This is a genomic window from Cellulophaga sp. HaHaR_3_176 (assembly GCF_019021925.1).
GTDB lineage: Bacteria > Bacteroidota > Bacteroidia > Flavobacteriales > Flavobacteriaceae > Cellulophaga.
In genome coordinates, this window is sequence record NZ_CP058990.1 from 466,070 (window position 1) to 489,547 (window position 23,478).

Here is a 23,478-nt window from a genome sequence, read left to right on the forward strand (position 1 = left end):
CTATTTAATTTTTAGTGAATTCAGCAGCTTTATTTTTTTCTTTTCAGGTACTCCTTCATTATTAAGTATTAATTTAATAACCTTGGGATCTTTTATTTTTGCAAACAAAAACTCATAGTATTGATTAATAGTTAAGCTGTTTTTTGATTGAGAAACAAGGGTCATTTCATCACCAATTTTGACGGTGCTAGTTTCTAAAATTTTTACGTAAGTACCAGGGTTATTATGTTCTACAAATTGTTTTAAGATTTTCATATCATTAAACCTGATACCTAATTTGTAACAAGGTTCTCTAGGTTGGGTAATTTGAACTAAAGCATTTCCTATTTTATAAATATCTCCAATTCTTATTTTAGATTCATCAAGACCTTCAATTGTTAAATTTTCACCAAACATTCCCCAATTCCATTTTAAATCAGGGTATAACTCTTTCCAATATGGGTATTGATCTGCTGAATATAAATAACAAGCTTTATTAATACCACCATGGTGTATTCTGTCAATAACAGTATCGTTTGCAACGTCTTCATTTAAAAGTTTAATTGCTGCTGAAGTCGGATATTTATATATTCCAGTTTGTTCCTCTTTACCGTTCCATTGTATAATAGTTGGCTCTCCTAGGTTAGTTGATATTACTTTCATTTCTTAAAAGTAAAAACTTAGAATTAATTAAGCTTATAAAAAGAACTAAAATTGTAAATACCAATAGGCCCAATACATTAAACCAAATTGTAATGGAAGTCTTAAAATTAAAACCCATTTAGGTATACCTGCTCCTTCTTTTTTACCAGAAAGCATATAAAAATGTACTGATAAAAATGCTAAAAGCATAGCAATTATTCCATATATAGAAATATTTTTAGTAACAGAAAAACACAAGCCAATGCCTAATAAAACTTCAGCAAAGCCACTTAAAGTAACTAGCAGCTTATGATTAGGTAAGTACCTAGGCATAATTCGCAGATACGCCTTAGGTTTTATAAAATGCATGATACCTGCAAAAATATACATGGCAGCCATTAGGTATAGGTGAAAAGGGTAGGGCATAAAAGTTTATTTTATGTAGAAAGATACTAACTCTAAAACAAAAAAGCCGCTTCAAATAAATGAAGCGGCTTTTTTTATAGTTGTAAAAATTATTTTACCATCTCGTAACTACGCTTAATGAAGTTTGTAAGTTCTTCACCTTTTAATAGTCCTTTAGATAAACGAGCTAAATCTAAAGATTGATTTATTAATCTTTCTTTTTTCTTAGCAGTTTTAGTACTTAAAATTTCAGAAACCAATTCGCTATTAGTATTCACAATAAGGTTATACATTTCTGGCATATTACCCATTCCGAACATTCCGCCACCGCCACCGGTTTGCTGCATCTCTTTCATTCTACGCATGAATTCTGGCTCAGTAATAATAAAGGGAGAAGCAGAACTATCCATTGCTTCTAATTGAATAGTGTACGATTTGTTAGCAATTGTTTCTTCTAATTCTTTTTTAAGTGTTTCTTTTTCTTCTTCAGAAAGTTTAGAAATCTGCTCTTCATCTTTCTTAATTAAGTTTTCAATATGATCAGCATCAACACGTGTAAAAGAAATATTTTCTTTAGAAGTCTCTAATTTCTGCATTAGGTGAGAAATTATTGGAGAATCTAATAACAATACTTCATATCCTTTAGCCTTTGCAGCTTCAGTGTAACTATGTTGAGTATCTTTATCAGAAGCATAAAGAATAACTAACTTACCATCTTTATCAGTTTGGTTAGCTTTTAGTTTTTCTTGTAATTCTTCAAAAGTGAAAAATTTACCATCTACCGTTGGGTACAGTGCAAATTTATCTGCTTTTTCGAAGAACTTATCTTCAGAAAGCATACCGTACTCGATAACTATTTTAATATCATTCCATTTTGCTTCAAAATCTTCTCTGTTATTTTTGAATAAAGACGAAAGCTTATCAGCTACTTTTCTAGTAATGTAAGATGATATTTTTTTAACAGCACCATCAGCTTGTAAATACGAACGAGAAACATTTAAAGGAATATCTGGAGAATCAACAACACCACGAAGCATCATTAAAAATTCAGGAACAATACCTTCTACATTATCTGTAACATATACCTGATTTTGGTATAATTGAATTCTATCTTTCTGACCGTTTAAATCATTTGTTAACCTTGGGAAGTATAAAATACCTGTTAGATTAAAAGGATAATCAACATTTAAGTGAATATTAAATAACGGCTCTTCAAATTGCATTGGATACAATTCTCTATAGAAATTTTGATAATCTTCAGTTTCTAAATCTGCAGGTTGTTTTGTCCAAGCAGGGTTAGGGTTGTTAATGATATTATCAACTTCTTGAGTAGGAGCAGCATCTTCTTCTTTAGCACCTTCTGGCTTAGGAAGTGTCTCTGTTTTAGTTCCGAATTTAATTGGAACTGGCATAAACTTATTATACTTCGTTAAAAGTTCACTGATTCTACTATCTTCTAAAAATTCAGTAGAATCTTCTGCTACGTGAAGAACTATTTCAGTTCCTCTATCAGTTTTGTCAGAAGCTTCTAATTCGAAATTAGGCGACCCATCACAAGACCAATGTACTGCAGGCTCATCTTTAAAGCTTTTAGTAATAATTTCTACTTTTTCTGCAACCATAAATGCAGAATAAAAACCTAAACCAAAGTGGCCAATAATACCAGAATCTTTAGCAGAGTCTTTGTATTTATCTAAAAACTCTTCTGCTCCAGAAAAAGCAACTTCGTTTATATATTTTTTTACTTCATCTTCGGTCATACCTAAACCTTGATCGATAATGTGGATTTTTTTACCCTCTTTATCAATTTTGATTTCAATAACCGGATTTCCGTATTCTACAGATGCTTCACCAATAGAAGTAAGGTGCTTTAATTTTAAAGTTGCATCTGTGGCATTAGAAATCAATTCTCTTAAAAAAATTTCGTGATCGCTGTATAAAAATTTCTTTATTAAAGGAAATATATTATCAACGGATACATTAATCTTACCTGTTGCCATATGTAGTTTAAAATTTATTTATTAATATACTTTAATAACAGTCAAAAAAAATACCATTATAACAGTATGTGACAAAGTGACACAAACACGCCTATTGTAAGTCAGCTAATACCTAGTTAAACTTATAATGGCATACATGAAAATTACAGTAATTTATTTTGTTTAATTAAATCACGTAATTGTTAAACAAAATTACGTATATTTGTAGTGTAATTGATGCGGAACCAATTTGCTATGAAAAAGATTTTTGTTCCTTAATCAATTTATCGGTTAGGTTATTTAAGAAAAACGTGTTACCTCCCCCGGAACACGTTTTTTGATTAAAATAAACTTAACTTTATAAGTAGTTACCTTATTTGTAAACTTTAAAAATTAGATCTTATGGCTACAAAATCACAAACAAAGAAAAAACTAGACGATAATTCTATTATAGCAATGTATATGGATTATGTTTTGGAAGAAGAGAAAGTTCCAAAATCGATTTATAAGTTTTGCAAGACAAATAAAATTAAAGAAGAAGAGTTTTATTCTTTTTTTGGTTCAATAGAGGGTATTCAAAAAGCAGTTTGGAGTAAGTTTTATGTAAATGCGATACATGTTATGCATAAAAATGAAGAATACGCAGCTTTTACAAATAAAGATAAAATGCTAACCTTTTACTTTACCATTTTTGAGTTGTTGACAATGAATAGGAGTTACGTACTCTTTGCATTGAAAGAAGATAAAAACATGCTCAAGAATTTAAGTCAGTTAAAAGATTTACGAGATGACGTAAAATCATTTGCTACAGAATTAATTGAAGGAGCAAATGCAGATAAGAATTTAAAAATCACAAAGAAAAATCCTAAAATATTTTCAGAAGGTGCATGGATCCAGTTTCTATTTCTTTTAAAATTTTGGATGAATGATTCTAGTCCTAGTTTCGAAAAAACAGATGTTGCTATCGAAAAATCGGTAAACACAGTGTTCGATCTTTTTGATAATACCCCGTTGGAAAGTCTGTTAGATTTCGGAAAGTTTTTATACAAAGAAAATATGGCTTAAGCATGTTTTAATTTATTTAAATAGCACATCATGAAAACATTAGATAGAATACCAACAGGTAAAATAGAAAGAGCTAGTAAGCTGGTGAAAACAGGCGTGAAGATTGGTGGTAACTATGTGAAATATTATAGTAAAAAATTAGTAAATCCTGAGCTTACAAAAGATGAGTTAAATGAAGATAATGCAGGTGATATATATGATGGACTTAAAAGCTTAAAAGGTAGTGCACTAAAAGTGGCTCAAATGTTAAGCATGGAAAAAAATATTTTACCTTCTGCTTATGTTGAAAAATTTTCACTGTCTCAGTTTTCTGTTCCACCACTTTCGGCACCACTGGTTCGAAAAACATTTAAAAAATATTTAGGTGAATATCCAGAAGAAATTTTTGATACTTTTCAAAAAGATTCAGTAAATGCAGCAAGTATTGGTCAAGTACACAAGGCTACTAAGAATGGAAAAAAATTAGCCGTTAAAATTCAATACCCTGGTGTGGCAGAAAGTATTTCTAGTGATTTAGCGATAGTGAAACCTATCGCCATTAAAATGTTTAATTTACAAGGTAAAGATTCTGATAAATACTTTAAGGAGGTTGAAAACAAACTAGTAGAGGAAACTAATTATATTCTTGAAATGAAACAAAGTCAAGAAATAACGAATGCATGTGCTGTTATTCCTAATATGGAATTTCCAAAATATTATCCAGAACTATCTAGTGAACGTATTATTACCATGGATTGGGTGAATGGCTTACATTTAAGTGAGTTTGCTAAAACTGATTTTAGTGATGCTACAGGTAATAAATTAGGTCAAGCATTATGGGATTTTTACATGTTTCAAATTCATGGTTTAAGAAAAGTTCATGCTGACCCACACCCAGGTAATTTTTTGATAAGTACAAATAATAAGTTAATAGCTATTGATTTTGGATGTGTTAAAGAGATTCCAGATGAATTTTATATTCCTTATTTTGAGTTAGCAAAAAAAGAAGTACTAGAAAACGATGATGAGTTCATGAAAAAACTTTACGAATTAGAGATTTTGACAATATCAGATTCTCCTTTTGAGTTAAAATTTTTTAAGGAATTATTTAAAGAAATGTTGACACTATTTACCGCTCCATTTAATGACGATTTTTTTGACTTCGGATCAGATGATTTTTGGACACGTATTGCAGATTTAAGCCAACGATACACAAAAGATGATCAGATTAAAAAAATGAATGGAAATAGAGGGTCTAAGCACTTTTTATATATGAACAGGACTTTTTTCGGACTATTTAATCTTTTACATGATTTAAAAGCTAAAGTTGAGGTAAATAGTTTTAGGCAGTTTTTAAACTAATTATAGCTTGTTTAATATTAATAGATTAAGCCAGAAATATTGTAACAAATGTTTTTGGCTTTTATATGTTGTAAAAAGTCTGTAATTTACATTGGTAGGCATATATTATAACATTCTATAATAATGCTTAAATTGCATCATAATATTTCAATTAATTTGTTGCTTTACAACGATTCAATTATAATTTGATATAAGATATATGTATAATTCAAAAATTATAGGATTAGGATATTACGTTCCTGAAAATATAGTGACAAATGATGATTTGTCAAAAATAATGGACACTAATGATGAGTGGATTCAAGAGCGTACTGGTATAAAAGAAAGAAGGCACGTAATAAAAGGAGATGGTGATACAACAACCTCTATGGGTGTTAAAGCTGCAAAAGTAGCTATTGAACGAGCAGGTATAGATAAAGATGATATTGATTTTATAGTTTTTGCAACTTTAAGTCCTGATTATTATTTTCCTGGACCAGGAGTTTCTGTTCAGAGAGATTTAGGTATCAAAACTGTCGGGGCTTTAGATGTCAGAAATCAATGTTCTGGTTTTGTTTATGGTATTTCTGTAGCCGATCAATATATAAAAAGTGGTATGTATAAAAATGTCCTAGTTATAGGTTCAGAGTTGCATTCACATGGTTTAGATATGACGACTAGAGGTAGAGGTGTTTCTGTAATTTTTGGAGATGGAGCAGGAGCTGCTATTTTAAGTAGAGAAGAAGATACATCAAAAGGTATTTTATCAACACATTTACACTCAGAAGGGCAGCATGCAGAAGAACTTTCTTTACTTGCACCAGGTATGGGTAACAGATGGGTTACCGATATTATGGCAGATAATGACCCTAATGATGAATCCTACTTTCCGTATATGAATGGTCAATTTGTTTTTAAAAATGCAGTGGTTCGTTTTAGTGAGGTAATTATGGAAGGTCTTGGAGCTAATAATTTACAACCTACAGATATTGATATGTTAGTACCACATCAGGCAAACCTTCGTATATCTCAATTCATTCAAAAGAAATTTGGCTTAGGAGACGATCAGGTCTTTAATAATATAATGAAATACGGTAACACAACAGCAGCATCTATTCCAATAGCTTTAACAGAGGCTTGGGAGCAAGGTAAAGTAAAAGAAGGTGACTTGGTTGTATTAGCCGCTTTTGGTAGTGGCTTTACTTGGGGTAGTGTTATAATTAAGTGGTAATAAAAAAACAAAACCCCAATGTTTCCATTGGGGTTTCTATCATCATTAATGTGCACTAAACACTAACCATTAACTATAAAAATACAGCATTAACGACAAATTCAAAATATCTTCTTCTGTAATAGACGTAATTTAATCTTAAAAGTTACGACTGTTAACATTATTTAACACGTTAATATACAAAATGCAAAAAACTTTAGTAATTGGAGCTTCATTAAAACCAGAAAGATACAGTAACAAAGCCGTAAAACGACTTGTAGAAAAATCTATCAATACAGATGCTTTTGGTTTAAAAACAGGAACAATCCATGGTATACAAATTAAAACCAATTTTAATGATTTTCAAAATATACACACTGTAACTTTATATTTAAATTCAAAAAGGCAAGTTGATTTTTATGAAAGAATTATTAATTTGAAACCAGAAAGAGTAATTTTTAACCCAGGCACGGAAAACCCAGAATTTTATAAGTTATTAGAGGATAAGGGTATACAGGTAGAAGTAGCATGTACACTTGTTTTGCTAGCTACAGATCAATTTTAATGTATATGAAGGCTATTTTTTTTATAATTACATTGATTAGTTTTAATTTTTTATTAAGTCAAAACTTACATTTAGATTCTTCTCTAAAGAAAATTAATGTTAAAATTGAAAAAATAGATACGACAAGGGATTGGGATGCTGTAAATAATTATGAAATAGAAAACTTTTCGTCTAATAATGCCACTCTTAAAACATATAATAAAAAAGGGGAAATTGTTAAGATGGTTTTTGAAGCAAACTACTCAACAATAAAAAAGGAAAATGTTTATTATTTTGATAATGATTTTTTAATTTATGCTTTTGAGAAAGAAATATCAAACATCATTTCAAACGATATTGATGATTTAGCTTCAGAACAAACATATAAAAGCTACTTTGAAGAAGAAAAATTGATGCGGCAATTTGATAGTTCGGATGCAGGGTGTCTTTTTTCTAATGATTATTTAAAAGCGGCAGGATCTTCTATTGTTGATGAAGTTGGTGTTTTAAAAAGTTTAATAGTCTCCGGAGCTAAGTTTTAGTATGTTAAAATTTACACCCTTATTTTGTTAATATTAATAATAAAAACGTTTAAAATTGTAATTTTGAAGCTATGGAATTCTCTTCTAAATTATTAGAAAATGCAGTCTACGAAATCTCTCAGTTGCCAGGTATTGGTAAACGAACAGCATTACGATTGGCTTTGCATTTGTTAAAGCAACCAGAAGAACAAACAAGCAGATTATCTCAATCGCTTGAAAATTTAAGGACACAAATAAAATTTTGCTCTAGTTGCCATAACATATCAGATGTAGCTATCTGTGAAATTTGTGCAAATCCGAAAAGAAATGAAACTATAGTTTGTGTTGTTGAAGACATAAGAGATGTAATGGCAATTGAAAATACGGGTCAATTTAAAGGGCTATACCATGTTCTTGGAGGTAAAATTTCCCCAATGGAATGTGTAGGGCCACAAGATTTAACAATTATGTCTTTAGTTAACAAAGTTAAAAATGGTAAAGTAAATGAATTAATTTTTGCTTTAAGCTCAACAATGGAAGGTGATACAACTAACTTTTACATTTTTAAACAATTAGAAGGTGAGTCAATAAAAACATCCACAATAGCTAGAGGTATTGCTGTTGGTGATGAGCTTGAATATGCAGATGAGGTTACCTTAGGGCGAAGTATCTTAAACAGAATTCCGTTCGAGAACTCGATGAAGGCAACTTAAAATTAGTTAAAATAAATACAGTAAAAAGTTGATTTTTTTATTATTTTCGCAAAAAAGTATTATAAATAAGTATAGTAATTGATAATATGTCAAAGTTTGAATTGAAATTACCGCAAATGGGAGAGAGTGTTGCAGAGGCAACATTAACAACTTGGTTGAAAGAAGTTGGTGATACCATTGAAATGGATGAAGCTGTTTTTGAAATCGCTACTGATAAGGTAGATTCTGAAGTTCCTAGTGAGGTAGAAGGTGTTCTGTTAGAGAAACTTTTTAATATAGATGATGTTATTTCTGTAGGTCAAACAGTTGCTATCATTGAAATTGAAGGGGTAGAAGAAATCTCAAGTGAAAAGTTGAGTACAACTTCTGAAAATAGTACTTCTGAGGCACAAGAAATTGAAAAGAGTATTGATGATGTTAAAGAAGCTGTAAGTGCAACGGCGGCTTCAACAAATGATTATAGCGCTACAGATCGTTTCTATTCTCCATTAGTTAAAAATATAGCTAAAGAAGAAGGTGTTTCTTTGTCTGAACTTGATAACATTTCAGGAACAGGAAAAGAAGGTAGAGTGACTAAAACAGATATTCTAGATTATGTAGCCAATAAAGGAGTTTCGACTAAAGAAACAACTACAAAAGAAGTTGAGAAGGTGTCAGTTGTAGATTCTCAACAAGCAATACATAAAGTAGCTCAAGAAGAAAATAAACAACCTAAAAAAGAAGTTGTTAAAGCAGAAGTTACAGCTAATGGAGATGAGGTAATCCCGATGAGTAGAATGGGGAAACTTATTTCACAATATATGGTAGATAGTCTTTCGACATCAGCTCATGTTCAAAGTTTTATAGAGGTTGATGTTACTAATCTCGTAAACTGGAGAAATAAAGTAAAGACTTCTTTCGAAAAAAGAGAAGGAGAAAAGTTAACCTTTACTCCGATTTTTATGGAAGCTGTTGCAGTAGCTTTAAAGAAGTATCCAATGATTAATATTGCAGTTAGTGGAGATTCTATCATTAAAAAGAAGAATATTAATATAGGTATGGCAGCAGCATTACCCGATGGTAATTTGATTGTACCTGTAATTAAAAATGCAGATCAATTAAATTTAGTTGGTATGGCAAAAGCCGTTAATGATCTTGCATCAAGAAGTCGCGAGAATAAATTAAAGCCAGATGAGATTAAAGATGGTACATATACAGTAACTAATGTTGGTACATTTGGTAGTGTGTTTGGTACTCCGATTATTAACCAACCACAAGTAGCAATTTTGGCATTAGGTGCTATTCGAAAAGTACCTTCGGTTATAGAAACTCCTGAAGGAGACTTTATTGGTATTCGAAGTAAAATGTTTTTATCGCATAGCTACGATCATAGAGTAGTGAATGGAGCTCTTGGTGGTATGTTTGTAAAAGCAGTAGCCGATTATTTAGAAGCTTGGGATGTAAATAGAGAGATCTAAATTTTCAAAATAATATTAAAAAGGCTTTAGGTTAATTTCTAAAGCCTTTTTTTATTTTAATTCAAAAAATACACCGCTATTTATAGATGGTGCTGCCGCGATGTTTTTAGCATTAAAAGCAGAATCTACACCTAATGAGATGCCAATTTTATTAGTTACTTTATAAGCACCTTCAAAACCAAAACTTGTATATTGAACATTGTTTCCGAAAATATTACCTTGATTTGTGGTGTTGTTGGCTATAGGATTATTATTTAAAGAGGTTACATTGTTCAACTTAGCTATTCCCCAAAACTTTGAATTAAATAATAAAACTCCAAATTCCAAACCAGTTCTAAATTCATCAGAAAAATTATTAGTTCTATTATTTATACCAATATAGGCTTTAGAATAGTACGGTGTATTGTTAAATGAAGATGAGTAGCCTAGTTCAGTAGTTAGTAATTGGTTGAATTCTCCATCACCTGTATTGAAGCTACTATCGCTACCAGCATTATTTACCCCTGTAGGTAAGCCAAATTTTAAAGTGGTAGAAAGTGCCCAGTTGTCCTTCTTTAAAATTCCATAACGAAAACCGATATCAATATCTCCGATAGAATTTAAAGTTTCATTATTGTTAAGTTTTATCTGTTTGTTACTAGCAAAAAAAGGAATGTATGTAAGTGCGTCTATCTTTTTAGTTATACCATATTCACCATAAATACTAAGGTTAAAATAACTTTTTTCACTGTTATCTTTAATGTCTCCAGAATTGGTGTAATGTTGATCATAGTTTAAATTCCAAGCAGCTACTTTTAAAAAAGCATTGTTTTTTCCTTTAGTCCATTGAGCAACTGATATTTGATAAGAAAACAAAAGTAGTATGGCTATTAAAATTGATTTGATTTTCATTTTTAAAATTATTGATTATTTAAAAATTTGGTCGAAAATATTATAAATAATTACAATTTTAGATTTTATAATAAGAATAAAATATATTCAATTTTTGCTTTTTGTTGAAAGCAGTATCTTTGTTAAAATTCTTATATATAATGCAGTTAAAATTAACCCGCTCAATTTGTTTTTTTGATTTAGAAACAACAGGTATTAATGTAGCGAAAGATAGAATAGTAGAAATTGCAATTCTTAAAATACACCCTAACGGAAATAAAGAAAGTAAAACTTGGCTTGTAAATCCAGAAATGATAATTCCTGAAGAGGTAATTTTAGTTCATGGTATTACAAATGAAAAAGTAGCAAATGAGCCTACCTTTAAAGAGCTTTCGAAAGAAATTTACTCAATGATAAAGGATTGTGATTTAGGAGGTTTTAATTCTGATCGTTTTGATATACCCTTGTTGGCAGAAGAAATGCTAAGAGCTGAGGTAGATTTTGATATGAAAAATACAGTTTCTGTAGATGTGCAGACTATTTTTCATAAAATGGAAAAAAGAACTTTAAGTGCTGCTTATAAATTTTATTGCGATAAAAATTTAACTGATGCTCATAGTGCAGAAGCTGATACCAATGCTACTTATGAAGTTCTATTATCGCAGTTAGATAGATACCCAGACTTAGAAAATAATGTAAAAAAATTAGCAGAATTTTCATCTCATAAAAGAACTGTTGATTTTGCAGGTTTTATTATTTATGACGAGGATGATGAAGAGGTTTTTTCTTTTGGAAAACATAAAGGAAAAAAAGTACACGATGTTTTGGCAAAAGAGCCAGGTTATTTTAGTTGGATTTTAAATGCAGATTTTCCATTGTACACAAAAAAGATTTTAACTCAAATAAAGTTGAGTAAATTAAATAACAAGTTAGGATAATGCGTATCCTTATCTTTTTACTTATAATAGTAGGGCCTTTAAATGCTCAAGAAATTTATTTTGACGGCATTGTTTATGATAGTAAATCTAAAGAAACAATCCCATTTGTTAATTTAAGCTTCTTAAATACTCTTAAAGGAACATCTTCAGATGAAGAGGGTCATTTTTTTATGGATTTACCTTCTAGTTTTTTAGAAAAACAAGTACATATTTCTTCTTTAGGTTATAAAGATACAGTTGTGGATGCTCAGCAAATTTTTAAAACTAAAAAGATAAATTTAATACCAGAATCTTTTGAGTTGAATGAAGTCGTGGTTTCGCAAACCTTAGGTGATTCAGATGTTTTAAACCCTATAAGTAGTTATAGTGTTACAAGTGGTTTTTCATCATCTTCTACGCCTTGGGTTCTGGCTATGTATTTTCCAAACATAGGTTCACAAAAAAAGTATGTTGAGAAAGTCACTATTTTTTTTCAAAAGAATCCGAAATTCAAAAGAGAGTCAGCAAAATTTAGAATTAGGTTGTATAATGTAGATCCTAAAACAAAACAACCTACTAATGATATTTTATATAAGAGTATTATACTAGAAACTGAAAAAGGTAAAGATTACGCTTCTATAGACTTAACTAGTTTAGGTTTGAAAATGTCACAACAAGGAGTTTATGTAGGTTTAGAATGGCTTTTTGTACCCCATAACTGGTATAAGAATTCGGAAAAACATAATATAACAAACAAAGTGGTGGTTGAAGATAGGTTCGCTCCAACTTTTGGAGGCATGTATACCAAAAATCAAAACTATAAAGTAATGGTGTATGGTATGGGTAAATGGACAGATTTCGTTGTAAAATCTAAAGATAAATCTAAAAACTTTATACCAGCTATGAGTTTAAAGTTGTCGAAAAAATAAAATAAAGATGCTTTTATGAAGATAATTTGTATAGGAAGAAATTATACCGCACATATTGAAGAATTGCAAAATGAAAGACCTGAGGAGCCTGTTGTTTTCATAAAACCAGACTCATCGGTTTTGCCAAAAGAACAGGATTTTTATATTCCAGAATTTTCGAATGATGTTCATTACGAAGTTGAAGTTTTGGTTAAAATTAAAAAAGTAGGAAAACATATTGAGCCTGAATTTGCAAAAAACTATTATGATGAAATTGGATTGGGTATTGACTTTACAGCTAGAGACCTTCAGCAAAAATTAAAAGAAAAAGGTTTGCCTTGGGAAAAAGCAAAGGGGTTTGATGGGGCAACTGTTGTTGGAAAGTGGCTTCCTAAAACAAATTTTAAAAATATTGATGATATAAACTTCTGTCTTTTAAAAAATAACAAAACTGTACAGACCGGTAATACTAGTCTGATGCTTTGGAAGATAGATGAAATAATAGCTTATGTAAGTACTTTTTTTACATTAAAAAAAGGAGATATAATTTTTACAGGCACACCATCTGGTGTTGGTAAAATAGAAACTAATGATTATCTTTCAGGTACAATAGAAGGTGAAGAGTTGTTTAATTTGAATATTAAATAGGAAATGATATATAGTCTGGATAAAATTAATGAGTTGGCGGATGGTGATAATGAGTTTATTCAATCTGTAGTTTCTGTATTCCTTGAAGAAGTTCCTTTAGATTTAAAAGAACTAGAAGTTGCTATAAATCAAAAAAATTATGAATCTATTTATCAATTGGCTCATAAGATAAAACCTAATGTAGATTTGTTAGGAATGGAGCAAACTCGTGCTGCTGCTTTTGAGATTGAAAGCTTGGGTAAAAAAGGCAACTCTGGTGAAGAGATTGATAAGATATTTCCAATCTTAAAAAAAGATATTTATCAAGTGGTTTCTGAGTTAAAAAAAGACTTTGAATTATAATGCTTGCTGAAATAATTACTATTGGCGATGAAATTCTTATAGGCCAAATTGTAGATACAAACTCCGTTTTTATAGCTAAAGAGCTAAATAAAATAGGGGTTTCTGTTTATCAGATAACTTCTATACAAGATGATAAAGCTCATATACTTAAAGCTTTATCAGATGCAGAGTCCAGAGTAGATGTTATTATATTAACTGGTGGCTTAGGTCCGACAAAAGATGATATAACAAAACATACACTTTGTAAATACTTTAATGATGAGCTTGTTCAGAATAAAGATGTTTTAAAGCATGTTGAAGATATTTTCAAAAAGCACTTATTAAAACCGATATCTCAGGTTAATATCAATCAGTCATTAGTGCCTTCAAAAGCAAAGGTTCTGCATAATGAAAATGGTACTGCTCCAGGAATGTGGATAAAATCAAACGGAAAAGTGTTTGTGTCATTGCCAGGGGTGCCGTTTGAGATGAAAGCTTTGATTACAGATAAAGTAGTTCCTAAAATTATAAAAGAATTTGATAGGCCTTTTATACTTCATAAAACAATTGTGACTTATGGAATAGGGGAGAGTGCTTTAGCTGAACGTATTGAAGATTGGGAAGAGAACCTTCCTGAATCTCTTAAATTGGCGTATTTACCCAGTTTAGGTAGTGTTCGTTTGCGGTTGAGTACAATAGGGAAATCTAGAGAAATTGTTGAAAGTGTAATTTCTGAAGAATCTAAAAAACTCTATGCAATTATAAAAGATGTAATTGTAGGCGAGGAAGACGATGAGTCTATTGAAGAAGTGGTGGCAAAGCTTTTAACTCAGAAAGGAAAAACATTGTCTACTGCTGAAAGTTTTACAGGAGGAATGATTGCAGAACGTATAACAGGAATACCAGGAGCATCTTTATATTTTAAAGGAAGTGTGGTTTCTTATGCGACAGAAACAAAAATAAATGTGTTGAAAGTGCCTGAAGAGGTGGTTGATGCTTATTCTGTTGTAAGCGCACAAGTTGCAGAAGCGATGGCTGTAAATGTTCGAAAATTGCTAAAAACTGATTTTTCTATAGCTACAACAGGTAATGCAGGACCGTCAAAAGGAGATTCAAATAAGGAGGTCGGAACAGTATTTATTGCCATTGCAACACCCAAAAATGTCATTTCTGTTAAATATATGATGGGAGTGCACAGAAAGCGTGTTGTGCAAAAGTCTGTAAATAAGGCTTTTGAGATGCTTCGTAAAGAAATTTTAAATTTCTAAAAAAGAAGTTTGTACGTCCGAAAAAAAAGATTTAAATTTGCAGCCTGTTTAAAAATAACAAATCCTAGCGATATGTCAAAAGTTTGCGAAATTACTGGAAAAAGAGCTATGTTTGGAAATAACGTATCATTTTCCATTAACAAAACAAGGAGAAGATTCGATGTGAATCTTTCCAAAAAACGTTTCTACATCCCTGAAGAAGACCGTTGGGTTACTTTAAAAGTATCTGCAAGGGCGTTGAAATCTATCAATAAAAAAGGGATTTCTGCAGTTTTGAAAGAAGCTAAAGCTAATGGATTAATTAAGTAATCCGAAAAAAAATCTAGTAAAATGGCTAAGAAAGGCAATAGAATCCAAGTGATATTGGAATGTACGGAGCATAAAGAATCAGGACAGCCTGGTACTTCAAGATACATTACAACGAAAAACAAAAAGAACACTCCTGATAGAATTGAGATTAAGAAATTTAATCCAATTTTAAAAAGAATGACTGTTCATAAAGAAATTAAATAATTTTTGCTCTTAGCAAAGATAAAAAAGACAAGTTATGGCAAAGAAAACAGTAGCAAGTTTACAAACCAGCTCAAAAAGATTAACTAAAGCTATAAAAATGATTAAGTCTCCTAAATCAGGTGCTTATACATTTAGCGAGTCAGTTATGAATCCTGAAGAGGTTAGTGATTGGTTGAACAAAAAATAATATATCCAATTTATTGGTATAAGGCTACTTTCGTAAGAGAGTAGCCTTTTTTATTTTATATATGTAGTTTTTTAACCTTGCTATGCGTCTTATTAATAATTACTTTTTAATTTCAGTTTATTCTTCTGCTCATTTCATATATTTGATAAAGAATTTTTAATTATTATGAGTTTATTTAAAAATATTTTTTCTTCTAAAAAGAAAGAAACCTTAGATAAAGGTTTGGAGAAAACTAAATCGTCTTTTTTTGGAAAACTTAGTAAAGCCGTTGCTGGAAAATCTAAGGTAGATGATGATGTTTTAGATAATTTAGAAGAAATTTTAGTTAGTTCTGATGTTGGAGTAAATACAACTCTTAAAATTATTCAAGGTATTGAGGCTCGTGTAGCTAAAGATAAATATGTTGGTACTGATGAGTTAAATCTTATTTTAAGAGAAGAAATAGCAAGACTACTTTCTGAAACTAACTCAGGCGAAGATGTAGAGTTTACCATTCCTAAAAATAAAAAGCCATATGTAATAATGGTTGTAGGGGTTAATGGAGTAGGTAAAACTACTACTATAGGTAAGTTAGCATATCAGTTTAAGAAAAAAGGTTTAAAAGTAGTTTTAGGTGCTGGTGACACCTTTAGAGCGGCAGCTATAGATCAATTACAAATTTGGGCTGATAGAGTTGATGTCCCTATTGTAAAGCAACAAATGGGTAGCGACCCTGCTTCGGTAGCTTTTGACACTCTTAGTTCTGCAGTTACACAAGATGCTGATGTTGTTATTATAGATACAGCAGGTAGGTTGCATAATAAAATTAACTTAATGAATGAGCTTTCTAAAGTTAGTAGGGTAATGCAAAAGGTTGTACCTGATACACCTAATGATGTGCTCTTAGTTTTAGACGGTTCTACTGGTCAAAATGCATTTGAGCAAGCAAAGCAATTTACAAAAGCTACAAATGTTACTGCTTTAGCTGTTACTAAATTAGATGGTACGGCAAAAGGAGGGGTTGTAATTGGTATTTCTGACCAATTTAAAATTCCTGTTAAGTATATAGGTGTAGGTGAAGGTATTGAAGATCTTCAAGTATTTAATAAACATGAGTTTGTAGATTCTTTTTTTAGTAATAAATAAGAATAAAATATTTTTTAAAGCCCTGTAAAGATCAGTTAAGATTTTTACAGGGCTTTTTCGTTTAGTGAGCTTAAGTAGTTTGTTATTATTCTGTATTTTTAAAGGAAAAAATATATTATGAATAAACTTCTTATTTTAGGAATGTTAACTTTAATTTTTTCATGCAAAAATAATTCTCATGTAAAAGAAGAGAAAGTTATTTGGGAACCTTATAACGATTCATTAGAGGTTGCTGGTAATAAAAATCATGAAATTGAGAGAATGCAATTTAAACTTGTTCAATCTAAAATTTTAGATAAAAACGAAGTGTTTTTACCACTATATAATGAGGTTTCAGAAATAAAAGAAAAAGATTATTTAAAATGGAAAGATTATATTTTAGAAAAAGATATTCCAACAATTCAATCTTATATAACTAATGGTGATTTGAGTTATGAAGAATTAACTCTTTTTTATTTATACAGAATATATAAATATGAACTTAATAATTCTACAACATTAAATACTATTCTAGCTTTAAATGAAAATGTTATTGAAGAAGCAAGGGCTTTAGATTTAGAATTTAAAAAATCAGAATCAATTAAGCGACACCCTATATATGGTATGCCTATTTTATTAAAAGATAATATAGATACTTATGGAATGAACACTACAGCCGGTGCTATAGCATTGATTGGTAATAAAACCGATGACGCATTTATAGTAGAACAATTAAAAAGTAATGGGGCTCTAATTTTAGGAAAGGTAAATTTAAGTGAATGGGCATATTTTTTGTGTTCAGGATGCCCAGTTGGCTATAGTGCTGTGGGTGGTCAAACTTTAAACCCTTATGGGCGTAAAGTTTTTGAAACAGGTGGTTCTAGTGCGGGTAGTGGAACTTCAATAGCAGCGAACTATGCTGTGGCTGCTGTAGGAACAGAAACATCAGGTTCTATTTTATCTCCTTCAAGTCAAAATTCCGTTGTAGGGTTAAAGCCTACTATTGGCTTGTTAAGTAGATCGGGAATAGTGCCTATTTCAGGCACGTTAGATACACCTGGTCCTATGACGAAAAATGTTGTTGATAATGCTATTTTATTATCAGCGATGATGGGTCATGATTTAACGGATAGTAAATCGGTACCGACTGATAAAAACTATATAGATGCTGTTATGAATAACGCTTCGTTAAATGGTATACGATTTGGTGCATTCAAAAATTTGATTGAAACAGATAGTATTTATGCTTTAACTATAGAGAAAATTAAATCTTCTGGTGGTATTGTAGTAGCGTTTACTCCTGAACAAGTAAATCTACCTGGTTTTTTGAGTATTTTAAATATAGATATGAAAAATGATTTACCAGGTTACATTAAGGCAAATTCAAAAGATAAAGATGCTGTTAAAGTTACATCCATTCAAGATGTTATTGAGTTTAATAATTTAGATTCGATTACGAGAATACCATACGGACAAGCTTTGTTTGAGGGTATGGTTGTTGATACTACAACAGCAGAACAATTAGAAAAAATAATTAAAGATTTGGAAATTATCAGTCGATCTTATTTTGATGAGGTAATGGATGTAAATAATTTAGATGCAATATTGAGTATTAATAATTATCATGCAGGTTATGCAGCTGTTGCAAAATACCCAGCATTGACGGTGCCTATGGGGTATAAAACTACAGGAGAACCAATAAGCTTAACATTTATAGCAAAACAATACGAAGAAGATAAATTATTAGGCTTAGGCTCAGCTTTTGAAATGGCTACAAAAATTAGAAAGATGCCATCTGGTTATATAGATTAATATTTAGTTTTTATCCATAATTTAGTATCAGATCTAAGTAAAGCAAAGATATATACCTCAGTAGCTCCTCTTGTTTCTGGGAATTACTATTTATAAAATTATAACGTTCTGTAAATAAAAATGATATAAATAAGCGAGGTCTTTTTTGCTTGTTGTACTTTTGCACATTATTTAAAGATATGCGCACAAAAACACTTAAAAAGAATAAAATAAATGTAGTTACCCTTGGTTGCTCTAAGAATGTATATGATTCTGAAGTGCTAATGGGGCAATTAAAGGCGAACAACAAAGAAGTTGTTCATGAAGGAGAAGGTAATATAGTTGTAATAAATACTTGTGGTTTTATAGCTAACGCTAAAGAAGAAAGTGTTAATACTATATTAGATTTTGTTCAGAAGAAAGAAGAAGGTGTTGTTGATAAGGTTTTTGTAACAGGTTGCTTAAGTGAGCGTTATAAACCAGATCTTCAAAAGGAAATACCAAATGTAGATGAATATTTTGGTACTACTGAGTTGCCGAATCTTTTAAAGGCATTAGGTGCAGATTATAAGCATGAGTTAATCGGTGAACGTTTAACTACTACACCTAAAAATTATGCATATTTAAAGATAGCAGAAGGATGTGATAGACCTTGTTCTTTTTGTGCTATTCCTTTAATGAGAGGGAAACATAAAAGTACACCTATTGAAAATTTAGTTATCGAGGCTGAAAAATTAGCAGCTAAAGGTGTAAAAGAATTGATATTAATAGCTCAAGATTTAACATATTATGGGTTAGATATTTATAAGAAAAGAAATTTAGCAGAGCTTTTAAAAGAACTTGTAAAAGTAGATGGTATCGATTGGATTCGTTTGCATTATGCTTTCCCTACAGGTTTTCCGATGGATGTTTTAGAGGTAATGAGAAATGAGCCTAAGGTTTGTAACTATTTAGATATTCCTTTGCAACATATTTCAGATAGTATACTTAAAAGTATGCGAAGAGGAACTACGCAGGTAAAAACAACTAAATTATTACAAGAGTTTAGAGCTGCGGTACCAGAAATGGCGATTAGAACAACCTTAATTGTTGGTTATCCAGGAGAAACAGAAGAAGATTATCAAACCTTAAAAGCTTGGGTAGAAGAAATGCGTTTTGAGCGTTTAGGTTGTTTTACTTATAGTCATGAAGAAAATACACATGCATTTTCTTTAGTTGATGATGTTCCTGAAGAAGTAAAACAACAGAGGGCTTCTGAAATTATGGAGATACAATCTCAAATTTCATGGGAGTTAAATCAAGAAAAAATAGGTCAAACTTTACGTTGTATTATCGATAGAAAAGAAGGACAGCATTTTATCGGAAGAACAGAGTTTGATTCTCCAGATGTAGATAATGAAGTTTTAATTGATGCGTCAAAACACTATCTAAAAGTTGGCGACTTCGTTAATATAAAAATTACAGAAGCCGCAGATTTCGATTTATACGGTGACCCTGCTATAGCTTAGCTTTTTTTGATCATACCAATAGTAAACCATGTAATTACAGCGATAATTACTAACATAATACCCCAAAGCCATTTTTTGTTTTCAAAAAGTGGCTTTGTTTGTTCTTTATCAATTTTGGTAATTGCTATTTCCTTATCTAAAGATACTATAGGGTTGTTTTTTGGTATGGAATTAGGTATTGAGCTAATATCATAATTTGGTTTATTGCTTAAGTTTTTTCCGTAAACTAAATAATAGGTTGCAGTCTTAGTGAATCTCGTAATTAGCTCGTGTTGGAAGCCTTTTATGTTGATATTTGAAACTTCAATTGGTTCGTTGTCTTGCTGATCAATAATTATTTTAAATTTCTTAGTTTTTATTGAACTAAACCTAAATTCATTGCTTTCTAATGAGCTCAAAACTCCAGAGTTTAAAATTCTATAATTGTATTTCAAACCTTTTTCTGTTTGCACACTATCATTCGCATATAGTATTTGAATAGGTCGGTAATAGTCGTTAGTGTTGTCTATAGCTAGCTGTATATAACTTATGGGTACTGCTTTTTCTAAATCTACAGTAATTGTAGATATTTTATTACTAAAGTTACTTTCTATATTTTTAATGTCATGAGAAATATAATTAGCCAAAGTTTTTTGATTCTTATAAATTCTGGCACCTTTTAATTTCGGATCCTTTTTAGTATTAATTCGTACTCTGTAATATTTATATGAAGAATTTTCGAACTTAAGAGTCGTAAAACTATAGTTGGTATACTCATTTTTAATAGATAAAATTCGGTAGTTTTCTTTTAATATAAACCATTCTTTTTGGTTTTGGCTAGCTTCTAGGGTAATTGTGTACTCAAAATTTGTAGTGTCAAAATTTAATTCAATTTCATTAATAACTTCCTTATTCGTAATTTCATAAGAATAGTAGTACCCATTGTTATTGTGACTTGAGTTTAAAGGTTTAAAGTCGACAAAAACATTTTCGACATTACTGTTCTTTATATTTAAAATATAAGGAGCTTCCGTGGTGTCTTTTTTTGATACTCCAAATATTCTAATATCAGATAAGTCGTTTCTTGTCTTTTCAAAAATATCATTAGGTAACGGTATACTGTGCCATTTTTCTGTAATGTCATGTATTTCGCGTTTGTAGTTGTACTGATCTATTTGAGCACTTAAAAAAGTGCTGAATAATAGAAAAATCACTACTATATTATTCGCTTTTTGAATCATTTTCAATCTGTTTAGTGTATTTGTTATAAAGAAAAGAAATTACCAATAATAATAAGCCTAAAGATACGAGTACAATAATTTTTGAGATTGTATCTAAGTCAGCAATGTCATAAAAGAAAAGTTTTACCAGAGTAACCCCGAAAAGCGATATACCTGCAATTCTAAGATGTTTTTTCTGTTTCCAAATACCTATACTTATTAAAAACAATGAATATGCACCCCATAAAATGCTTAAGTTCATTTTGTATGAGCCAGACATGCCTGCTAGGTCCATCCAATGTAAGAGTTCACTACTAAGTACCCATATAGTAGCAGTATGTGTTATAATTTCAAAAGAAACTTTTAGGCCTACTTTCATAAACTTTTGCTTGGTATATAGTTGCGATAGGTAGATAAGTAAACCTAACAAAGCAAGTGATATATAACGGACAATGATATTAAATTTTCCAATTTGATAGTATTCAGATGAACTTTCTAACAGGTAATTGCCTCTAAGTTCGCTTATGGTATATAAACCAACGCATAGAAAACCAAAAACGACTACTAAGTTGCTTATCAAGTTTGAAAGACCAAGAGATCTGTTTTTTATAATTCTAATATTGATGAATGATAAGATTGTGAAAAATAAAACCGTGTAATTAAAAAGCCAAAGATATTTGAAATCGATTAAATTGTAATTATATGTATTAGAAACATAAGAATCTGAATCGGTAAAGGAGATTATAGAGTCTTCAAATAATTGACTCCAATAACTTGATATTTCAATATAAAAAGCACAATAAGTTACAATAAGTAGTAGTATAGATAAACATACTGAGATAATCTTATTAATTTTTAAATTACTAGTTTCTGTTTTATATTTTTTTGAAACAGTTAACCAAAGCATGAAGCCAAAAGAAACAATAACAATTAAAGAGCTTAAGAAGTTAATGTTTAAAAGAGGAGTTATTCTACTTTCTAAATCACCTTTTATATAGGTATCGTAATTGTAATTCCAATCTTCAATAAGGCTAACAAAGGCTAAAGATGTTAGTATGTAAGATAGTTTTTTGTAAATAGATATGTTTTTGGTAACTCCAAACCAGTATAGAATTGCAGCTTCAGTTGCCCATAAAACGGTAACCCAGCTACCATCTAATTGTACGGGAATTGTAATTGTAATAAATGTAAGAACCAGTGCTGTAATTAAATAGAATAGTTTTTTGTCTGCTAATTTTTGTTTAAAAATAACTGTCGCCATTACAAAATGTGTAACAGCATTGGCTAAGGTAAAGACGCCTAAAAGTTCTTTTCCTGTTTGGTGATCAGAAAGTATGTAAAACCCCAACCCGTAATAAACAAAAGAGTTTAGGAATAAGATTACAACATCACCTGCGTTAAACTGTTCTTTCTTTATTAATTTATAGCTGATAAATGTAATATAGAAAATTAAAAAAAAGAGGCTTAAAAAACCAAATGCAATAGCAAACTTTTCATCTCTATATTTTATAAACAACCATGCCGTGTATATTAACCAAGTAAATGTAAATGATGAATAATAAAGAGGTTTCCAATACTTTTTTATAGAAACGATTAATATTCCGATGTTAATTATAGCTACATAACAGAAAAGTGAAAAAACGTCTCCAGAATTATTACTTAGTAAAAAAGGTACTGCATAAGCACCAACAAGTCCTATGTGTGCTATAATTTGCTTGTTGTAATTTAGTGCAGCTACAATTGTAAATACGGTGAGTAATAGCATTAGTCCAAATGCCATTAATTGTGGGAAAAGGCCATATAAACTATAACCTGCAAAAGTGATAAAGTAAAGAATGGCAATAGCACCACTAACTAATACAGCACTATAATTTAAATATTTGACTTTTAATTTTATTCCGAAACCTAATAATGTTAAACCAAAAATATACCCTAAAACGATGCGGGTTAATGGGCTAATCAAATTATTTTCAATACTATATTTAGCACCTATAACAACACCTATAACGGTAATTAAAATACCTATTTTATTAATTAAGTTTTCGCCAATAAACTTTTCAATGTTAGATTTTCCTTTAGGCTTAGTTATGTTTTTAATAGTAGGTCTAGCCTGTGTTTTAGGCGTTTCAATTGGTTTTGGAGCTATTGTATTTATATCTTCAACTATTTTTTCAGGAACAAGCTCTATTGGTGTTACTTTTTCTTTAACTAGTTTTATTTCTTCCTGTTTAGGAGTTTGTAAGCTAATATCACCTTTTTTGAGATTTTCAATCTGTTTGTAAAGACTCATTAGTTCTTTTGCAAAACCTTCTTGTTTGGTTAAGAGTATATCTAGCTTTTCTTCTAAACTTTTTATGTAGTCTTGGTTGTTGTCCATAATGTTGGTTTGGAAAACTATAACTGAAAAAG

At 30.4% G+C, this 23,478-nt stretch carries 24 protein-coding genes; 18 read left to right on the forward strand and 6 right to left on the reverse strand.

Going from position 1 to position 23,478, the window contains the following annotated elements; genetic code table 11:
• The 3 genes from H0I23_RS02035 to htpG all read right to left on the reverse strand — a co-directional run bounded on the left by H0I23_RS02035 (position 1) and on the right by htpG (position 3,026).
• Positions 1 to 642, reverse strand: a complete 642-nt coding sequence (locus H0I23_RS02035) for an MOSC domain-containing protein (RefSeq protein ID WP_216784815.1) — start codon at positions 640 to 642, stop codon at positions 1 to 3.
• A gap of 45 nt (positions 643 to 687) precedes the next feature.
• Positions 688 to 1,047 carry a MauE/DoxX family redox-associated membrane protein gene (locus H0I23_RS02040; RefSeq protein WP_216784816.1) on the reverse strand — a complete coding sequence of 120 codons (360 nt, stop codon included), beginning with the start codon at positions 1,045 to 1,047 and terminating at the stop codon, positions 688 to 690.
• Between the two features lie 89 nt (positions 1,048 to 1,136).
• On the reverse strand, positions 1,137 to 3,026 hold the full coding sequence (htpG, locus tag H0I23_RS02045; protein WP_216784817.1) for a molecular chaperone HtpG: 1,890 nt from the start codon (positions 3,024 to 3,026) through the stop codon (positions 1,137 to 1,139).
• Positions 3,027 to 3,407: 381 nt separating this feature from the next.
• Here htpG and H0I23_RS02050 point away from each other — a divergent pair, with 381 nt between their 5' ends.
• From H0I23_RS02050 to H0I23_RS02080, 7 genes are all read left to right on the forward strand, one after another.
• Entirely contained in the window at positions 3,408 to 4,070 is a 663-nt protein-coding gene (locus H0I23_RS02050; RefSeq protein ID WP_216784818.1) for a TetR family transcriptional regulator C-terminal domain-containing protein, read from the forward strand.
• 30 nt (positions 4,071 to 4,100) lie between these two features.
• Positions 4,101 to 5,411 (forward strand): AarF/ABC1/UbiB kinase family protein, encoded by a 1,311-nt coding sequence (locus H0I23_RS02055; RefSeq protein ID WP_216784819.1) that lies wholly within the window; start codon positions 4,101 to 4,103, stop codon positions 5,409 to 5,411.
• Between the two features lie 199 nt (positions 5,412 to 5,610).
• Positions 5,611 to 6,621 carry a 3-oxoacyl-ACP synthase III family protein gene (locus H0I23_RS02060; protein WP_216784820.1) on the forward strand — a complete coding sequence of 337 codons (1,011 nt, stop codon included), beginning with the start codon at positions 5,611 to 5,613 and terminating at the stop codon, positions 6,619 to 6,621.
• Positions 6,622 to 6,805: 184 nt separating this feature from the next.
• Positions 6,806 to 7,165 carry a CoA-binding protein gene (locus tag H0I23_RS02065; protein ID WP_216784821.1) on the forward strand — a complete coding sequence of 120 codons (360 nt, stop codon included), beginning with the start codon at positions 6,806 to 6,808 and terminating at the stop codon, positions 7,163 to 7,165.
• 5 nt (positions 7,166 to 7,170) lie between these two features.
• Positions 7,171 to 7,686 (forward strand): hypothetical protein, encoded by a 516-nt coding sequence (locus H0I23_RS02070; protein ID WP_216784822.1) that lies wholly within the window; start codon positions 7,171 to 7,173, stop codon positions 7,684 to 7,686.
• Positions 7,687 to 7,757: 71 nt separating this feature from the next.
• Entirely contained in the window at positions 7,758 to 8,378 is a 621-nt protein-coding gene (gene recR, locus H0I23_RS02075; protein ID WP_216784823.1) for a recombination mediator RecR, read from the forward strand.
• Positions 8,379 to 8,464: 86 nt separating this feature from the next.
• Entirely contained in the window at positions 8,465 to 9,835 is a 1,371-nt protein-coding gene (locus H0I23_RS02080; RefSeq protein ID WP_216784824.1) for a dihydrolipoamide acetyltransferase family protein, read from the forward strand.
• Between the two features lie 51 nt (positions 9,836 to 9,886).
• On the opposite strand, the gene H0I23_RS02085 is transcribed toward H0I23_RS02080, so the two are convergent.
• A complete protein-coding gene (locus H0I23_RS02085) occupies positions 9,887 to 10,726 on the reverse strand; it encodes a hypothetical protein (RefSeq protein WP_216784825.1) in 840 nt (279 codons plus the stop codon).
• Positions 10,727 to 10,866: 140 nt separating this feature from the next.
• Between H0I23_RS02085 and H0I23_RS02090 the strand changes: the two genes are divergently transcribed.
• The 11 genes from H0I23_RS02090 (at position 10,867) to rimO (ending at position 19,870) form a co-directional block, all read left to right on the forward strand.
• On the forward strand, positions 10,867 to 11,643 hold the full coding sequence (locus H0I23_RS02090; protein WP_216784826.1) for a 3'-5' exonuclease: 777 nt from the start codon (positions 10,867 to 10,869) through the stop codon (positions 11,641 to 11,643).
• Positions 11,643 to 12,551 (forward strand): carboxypeptidase-like regulatory domain-containing protein, encoded by a 909-nt coding sequence (locus tag H0I23_RS02095; protein WP_216784827.1) that lies wholly within the window; start codon positions 11,643 to 11,645, stop codon positions 12,549 to 12,551. Before H0I23_RS02090 ends, H0I23_RS02095 begins: the two co-directional genes overlap by 1 nt.
• Positions 12,552 to 12,566: 15 nt before the next feature.
• Positions 12,567 to 13,178: a fumarylacetoacetate hydrolase family protein gene (locus H0I23_RS02100; RefSeq protein ID WP_216784828.1), complete on the forward strand. Its 612-nt coding sequence runs from the start codon at positions 12,567 to 12,569 to the stop codon at positions 13,176 to 13,178.
• A 3-nt stretch (positions 13,179 to 13,181) separates the two neighbouring features.
• Positions 13,182 to 13,520 carry an Hpt domain-containing protein gene (locus H0I23_RS02105; RefSeq protein WP_216784829.1) on the forward strand — a complete coding sequence of 113 codons (339 nt, stop codon included), beginning with the start codon at positions 13,182 to 13,184 and terminating at the stop codon, positions 13,518 to 13,520.
• Positions 13,520 to 14,767, forward strand: a complete 1,248-nt coding sequence (locus H0I23_RS02110; RefSeq protein ID WP_216784830.1) for a competence/damage-inducible protein A — start codon at positions 13,520 to 13,522, stop codon at positions 14,765 to 14,767. The genes H0I23_RS02105 and H0I23_RS02110 overlap by 1 nt, the downstream gene beginning before the upstream one ends.
• Positions 14,768 to 14,839: 72 nt before the next feature.
• A complete protein-coding gene (gene rpmB / locus H0I23_RS02115) occupies positions 14,840 to 15,076 on the forward strand; it encodes a 50S ribosomal protein L28 (protein ID WP_216784831.1) in 237 nt (78 codons plus the stop codon).
• A gap of 21 nt (positions 15,077 to 15,097) precedes the next feature.
• The gene (gene rpmG, locus H0I23_RS02120; RefSeq protein WP_084062296.1) at positions 15,098 to 15,280 is read left to right on the forward strand and encodes a 50S ribosomal protein L33; all 183 of its coding nucleotides are present in this window, start codon (positions 15,098 to 15,100) and stop codon (positions 15,278 to 15,280) included.
• Positions 15,281 to 15,314: 34 nt separating this feature from the next.
• Complete coding sequence (locus tag H0I23_RS02125; RefSeq protein ID WP_216784832.1) at positions 15,315 to 15,467, forward strand: DUF4295 domain-containing protein; 153 nt, start codon at positions 15,315 to 15,317, stop codon at positions 15,465 to 15,467.
• A 165-nt stretch (positions 15,468 to 15,632) separates the two neighbouring features.
• Entirely contained in the window at positions 15,633 to 16,592 is a 960-nt protein-coding gene (gene ftsY / locus H0I23_RS02130; RefSeq protein ID WP_216784833.1) for a signal recognition particle-docking protein FtsY, read from the forward strand.
• A gap of 117 nt (positions 16,593 to 16,709) precedes the next feature.
• Complete coding sequence (locus H0I23_RS02135) at positions 16,710 to 18,383, forward strand: amidase family protein (RefSeq protein WP_216784834.1); 1,674 nt, start codon at positions 16,710 to 16,712, stop codon at positions 18,381 to 18,383.
• 179 nt (positions 18,384 to 18,562) lie between these two features.
• Positions 18,563 to 19,870, forward strand: a complete 1,308-nt coding sequence (rimO, locus tag H0I23_RS02140) for a 30S ribosomal protein S12 methylthiotransferase RimO (protein ID WP_216784835.1) — start codon at positions 18,563 to 18,565, stop codon at positions 19,868 to 19,870.
• Here the strand turns inward: rimO and H0I23_RS02145 are convergent.
• Positions 19,867 to 21,090 (reverse strand): DUF3999 family protein, encoded by a 1,224-nt coding sequence (locus tag H0I23_RS02145; protein WP_216784836.1) that lies wholly within the window; start codon positions 21,088 to 21,090, stop codon positions 19,867 to 19,869. The two genes, rimO and H0I23_RS02145, sit on opposite strands and share 4 nt — an antisense overlap.
• Positions 21,071 to 23,446, reverse strand: a complete 2,376-nt coding sequence (locus H0I23_RS02150) for a DUF2339 domain-containing protein (protein WP_216784837.1) — start codon at positions 23,444 to 23,446, stop codon at positions 21,071 to 21,073. Before H0I23_RS02150 ends, H0I23_RS02145 begins: the two co-directional genes overlap by 20 nt.
• Positions 23,447 to 23,478 lie beyond the last annotated feature (32 nt).

Bases quoted from the DNA above. Each gene is read 5' to 3' on its own strand.
- H0I23_RS02135 (WP_216784834.1), top strand. From the start codon at position 16,710: ATGAATAAACTTCTTATTTTAGGAATGTTAACTTTAATTTTTTCATGC.
- H0I23_RS02055 (WP_216784819.1), top strand. From the start codon at position 4,101: ATGAAAACATTAGATAGAATACCAACAGGTAAAATAGAAAGAGCTAGT.
- H0I23_RS02125 (WP_216784832.1), top strand. From the start codon at position 15,315: ATGGCAAAGAAAACAGTAGCAAGTTTACAAACCAGCTCAAAAAGATTA.
- H0I23_RS02100 (WP_216784828.1), top strand. From the start codon at position 12,567: ATGAAGATAATTTGTATAGGAAGAAATTATACCGCACATATTGAAGAA.
- rimO (WP_216784835.1), top strand. From the start codon at position 18,563: ATGCGCACAAAAACACTTAAAAAGAATAAAATAAATGTAGTTACCCTT.
- H0I23_RS02035 (WP_216784815.1), bottom strand. From the start codon at position 642: ATGAAAGTAATATCAACTAACCTAGGAGAGCCAACTATTATACAATGG.
- H0I23_RS02065 (WP_216784821.1), top strand. From the start codon at position 6,806: ATGCAAAAAACTTTAGTAATTGGAGCTTCATTAAAACCAGAAAGATAC.
- H0I23_RS02105 (WP_216784829.1), top strand. From the start codon at position 13,182: ATGATATATAGTCTGGATAAAATTAATGAGTTGGCGGATGGTGATAAT.
- H0I23_RS02110 (WP_216784830.1), top strand. From the start codon at position 13,520: ATGCTTGCTGAAATAATTACTATTGGCGATGAAATTCTTATAGGCCAA.
- recR (WP_216784823.1), top strand. From the start codon at position 7,758: ATGGAATTCTCTTCTAAATTATTAGAAAATGCAGTCTACGAAATCTCT.
- htpG (WP_216784817.1), bottom strand. From the start codon at position 3,026: ATGGCAACAGGTAAGATTAATGTATCCGTTGATAATATATTTCCTTTA.
- H0I23_RS02060 (WP_216784820.1), top strand. From the start codon at position 5,611: ATGTATAATTCAAAAATTATAGGATTAGGATATTACGTTCCTGAAAAT.
- H0I23_RS02085 (WP_216784825.1), bottom strand. From the start codon at position 10,726: ATGAAAATCAAATCAATTTTAATAGCCATACTACTTTTGTTTTCTTAT.
- rpmG (WP_084062296.1), top strand. From the start codon at position 15,098: ATGGCTAAGAAAGGCAATAGAATCCAAGTGATATTGGAATGTACGGAG.
- H0I23_RS02095 (WP_216784827.1), top strand. From the start codon at position 11,643: ATGCGTATCCTTATCTTTTTACTTATAATAGTAGGGCCTTTAAATGCT.
- rpmB (WP_216784831.1), top strand. From the start codon at position 14,840: ATGTCAAAAGTTTGCGAAATTACTGGAAAAAGAGCTATGTTTGGAAAT.
- H0I23_RS02080 (WP_216784824.1), top strand. From the start codon at position 8,465: ATGTCAAAGTTTGAATTGAAATTACCGCAAATGGGAGAGAGTGTTGCA.
- ftsY (WP_216784833.1), top strand. From the start codon at position 15,633: ATGAGTTTATTTAAAAATATTTTTTCTTCTAAAAAGAAAGAAACCTTA.
- H0I23_RS02050 (WP_216784818.1), top strand. From the start codon at position 3,408: ATGGCTACAAAATCACAAACAAAGAAAAAACTAGACGATAATTCTATT.
- H0I23_RS02145 (WP_216784836.1), bottom strand. From the start codon at position 21,090: ATGATTCAAAAAGCGAATAATATAGTAGTGATTTTTCTATTATTCAGC.
- H0I23_RS02070 (WP_216784822.1), top strand. From the start codon at position 7,171: ATGAAGGCTATTTTTTTTATAATTACATTGATTAGTTTTAATTTTTTA.
- H0I23_RS02090 (WP_216784826.1), top strand. From the start codon at position 10,867: ATGCAGTTAAAATTAACCCGCTCAATTTGTTTTTTTGATTTAGAAACA.
- H0I23_RS02040 (WP_216784816.1), bottom strand. From the start codon at position 1,047: ATGCCCTACCCTTTTCACCTATACCTAATGGCTGCCATGTATATTTTT.
- H0I23_RS02150 (WP_216784837.1), bottom strand. From the start codon at position 23,446: ATGGACAACAACCAAGACTACATAAAAAGTTTAGAAGAAAAGCTAGAT.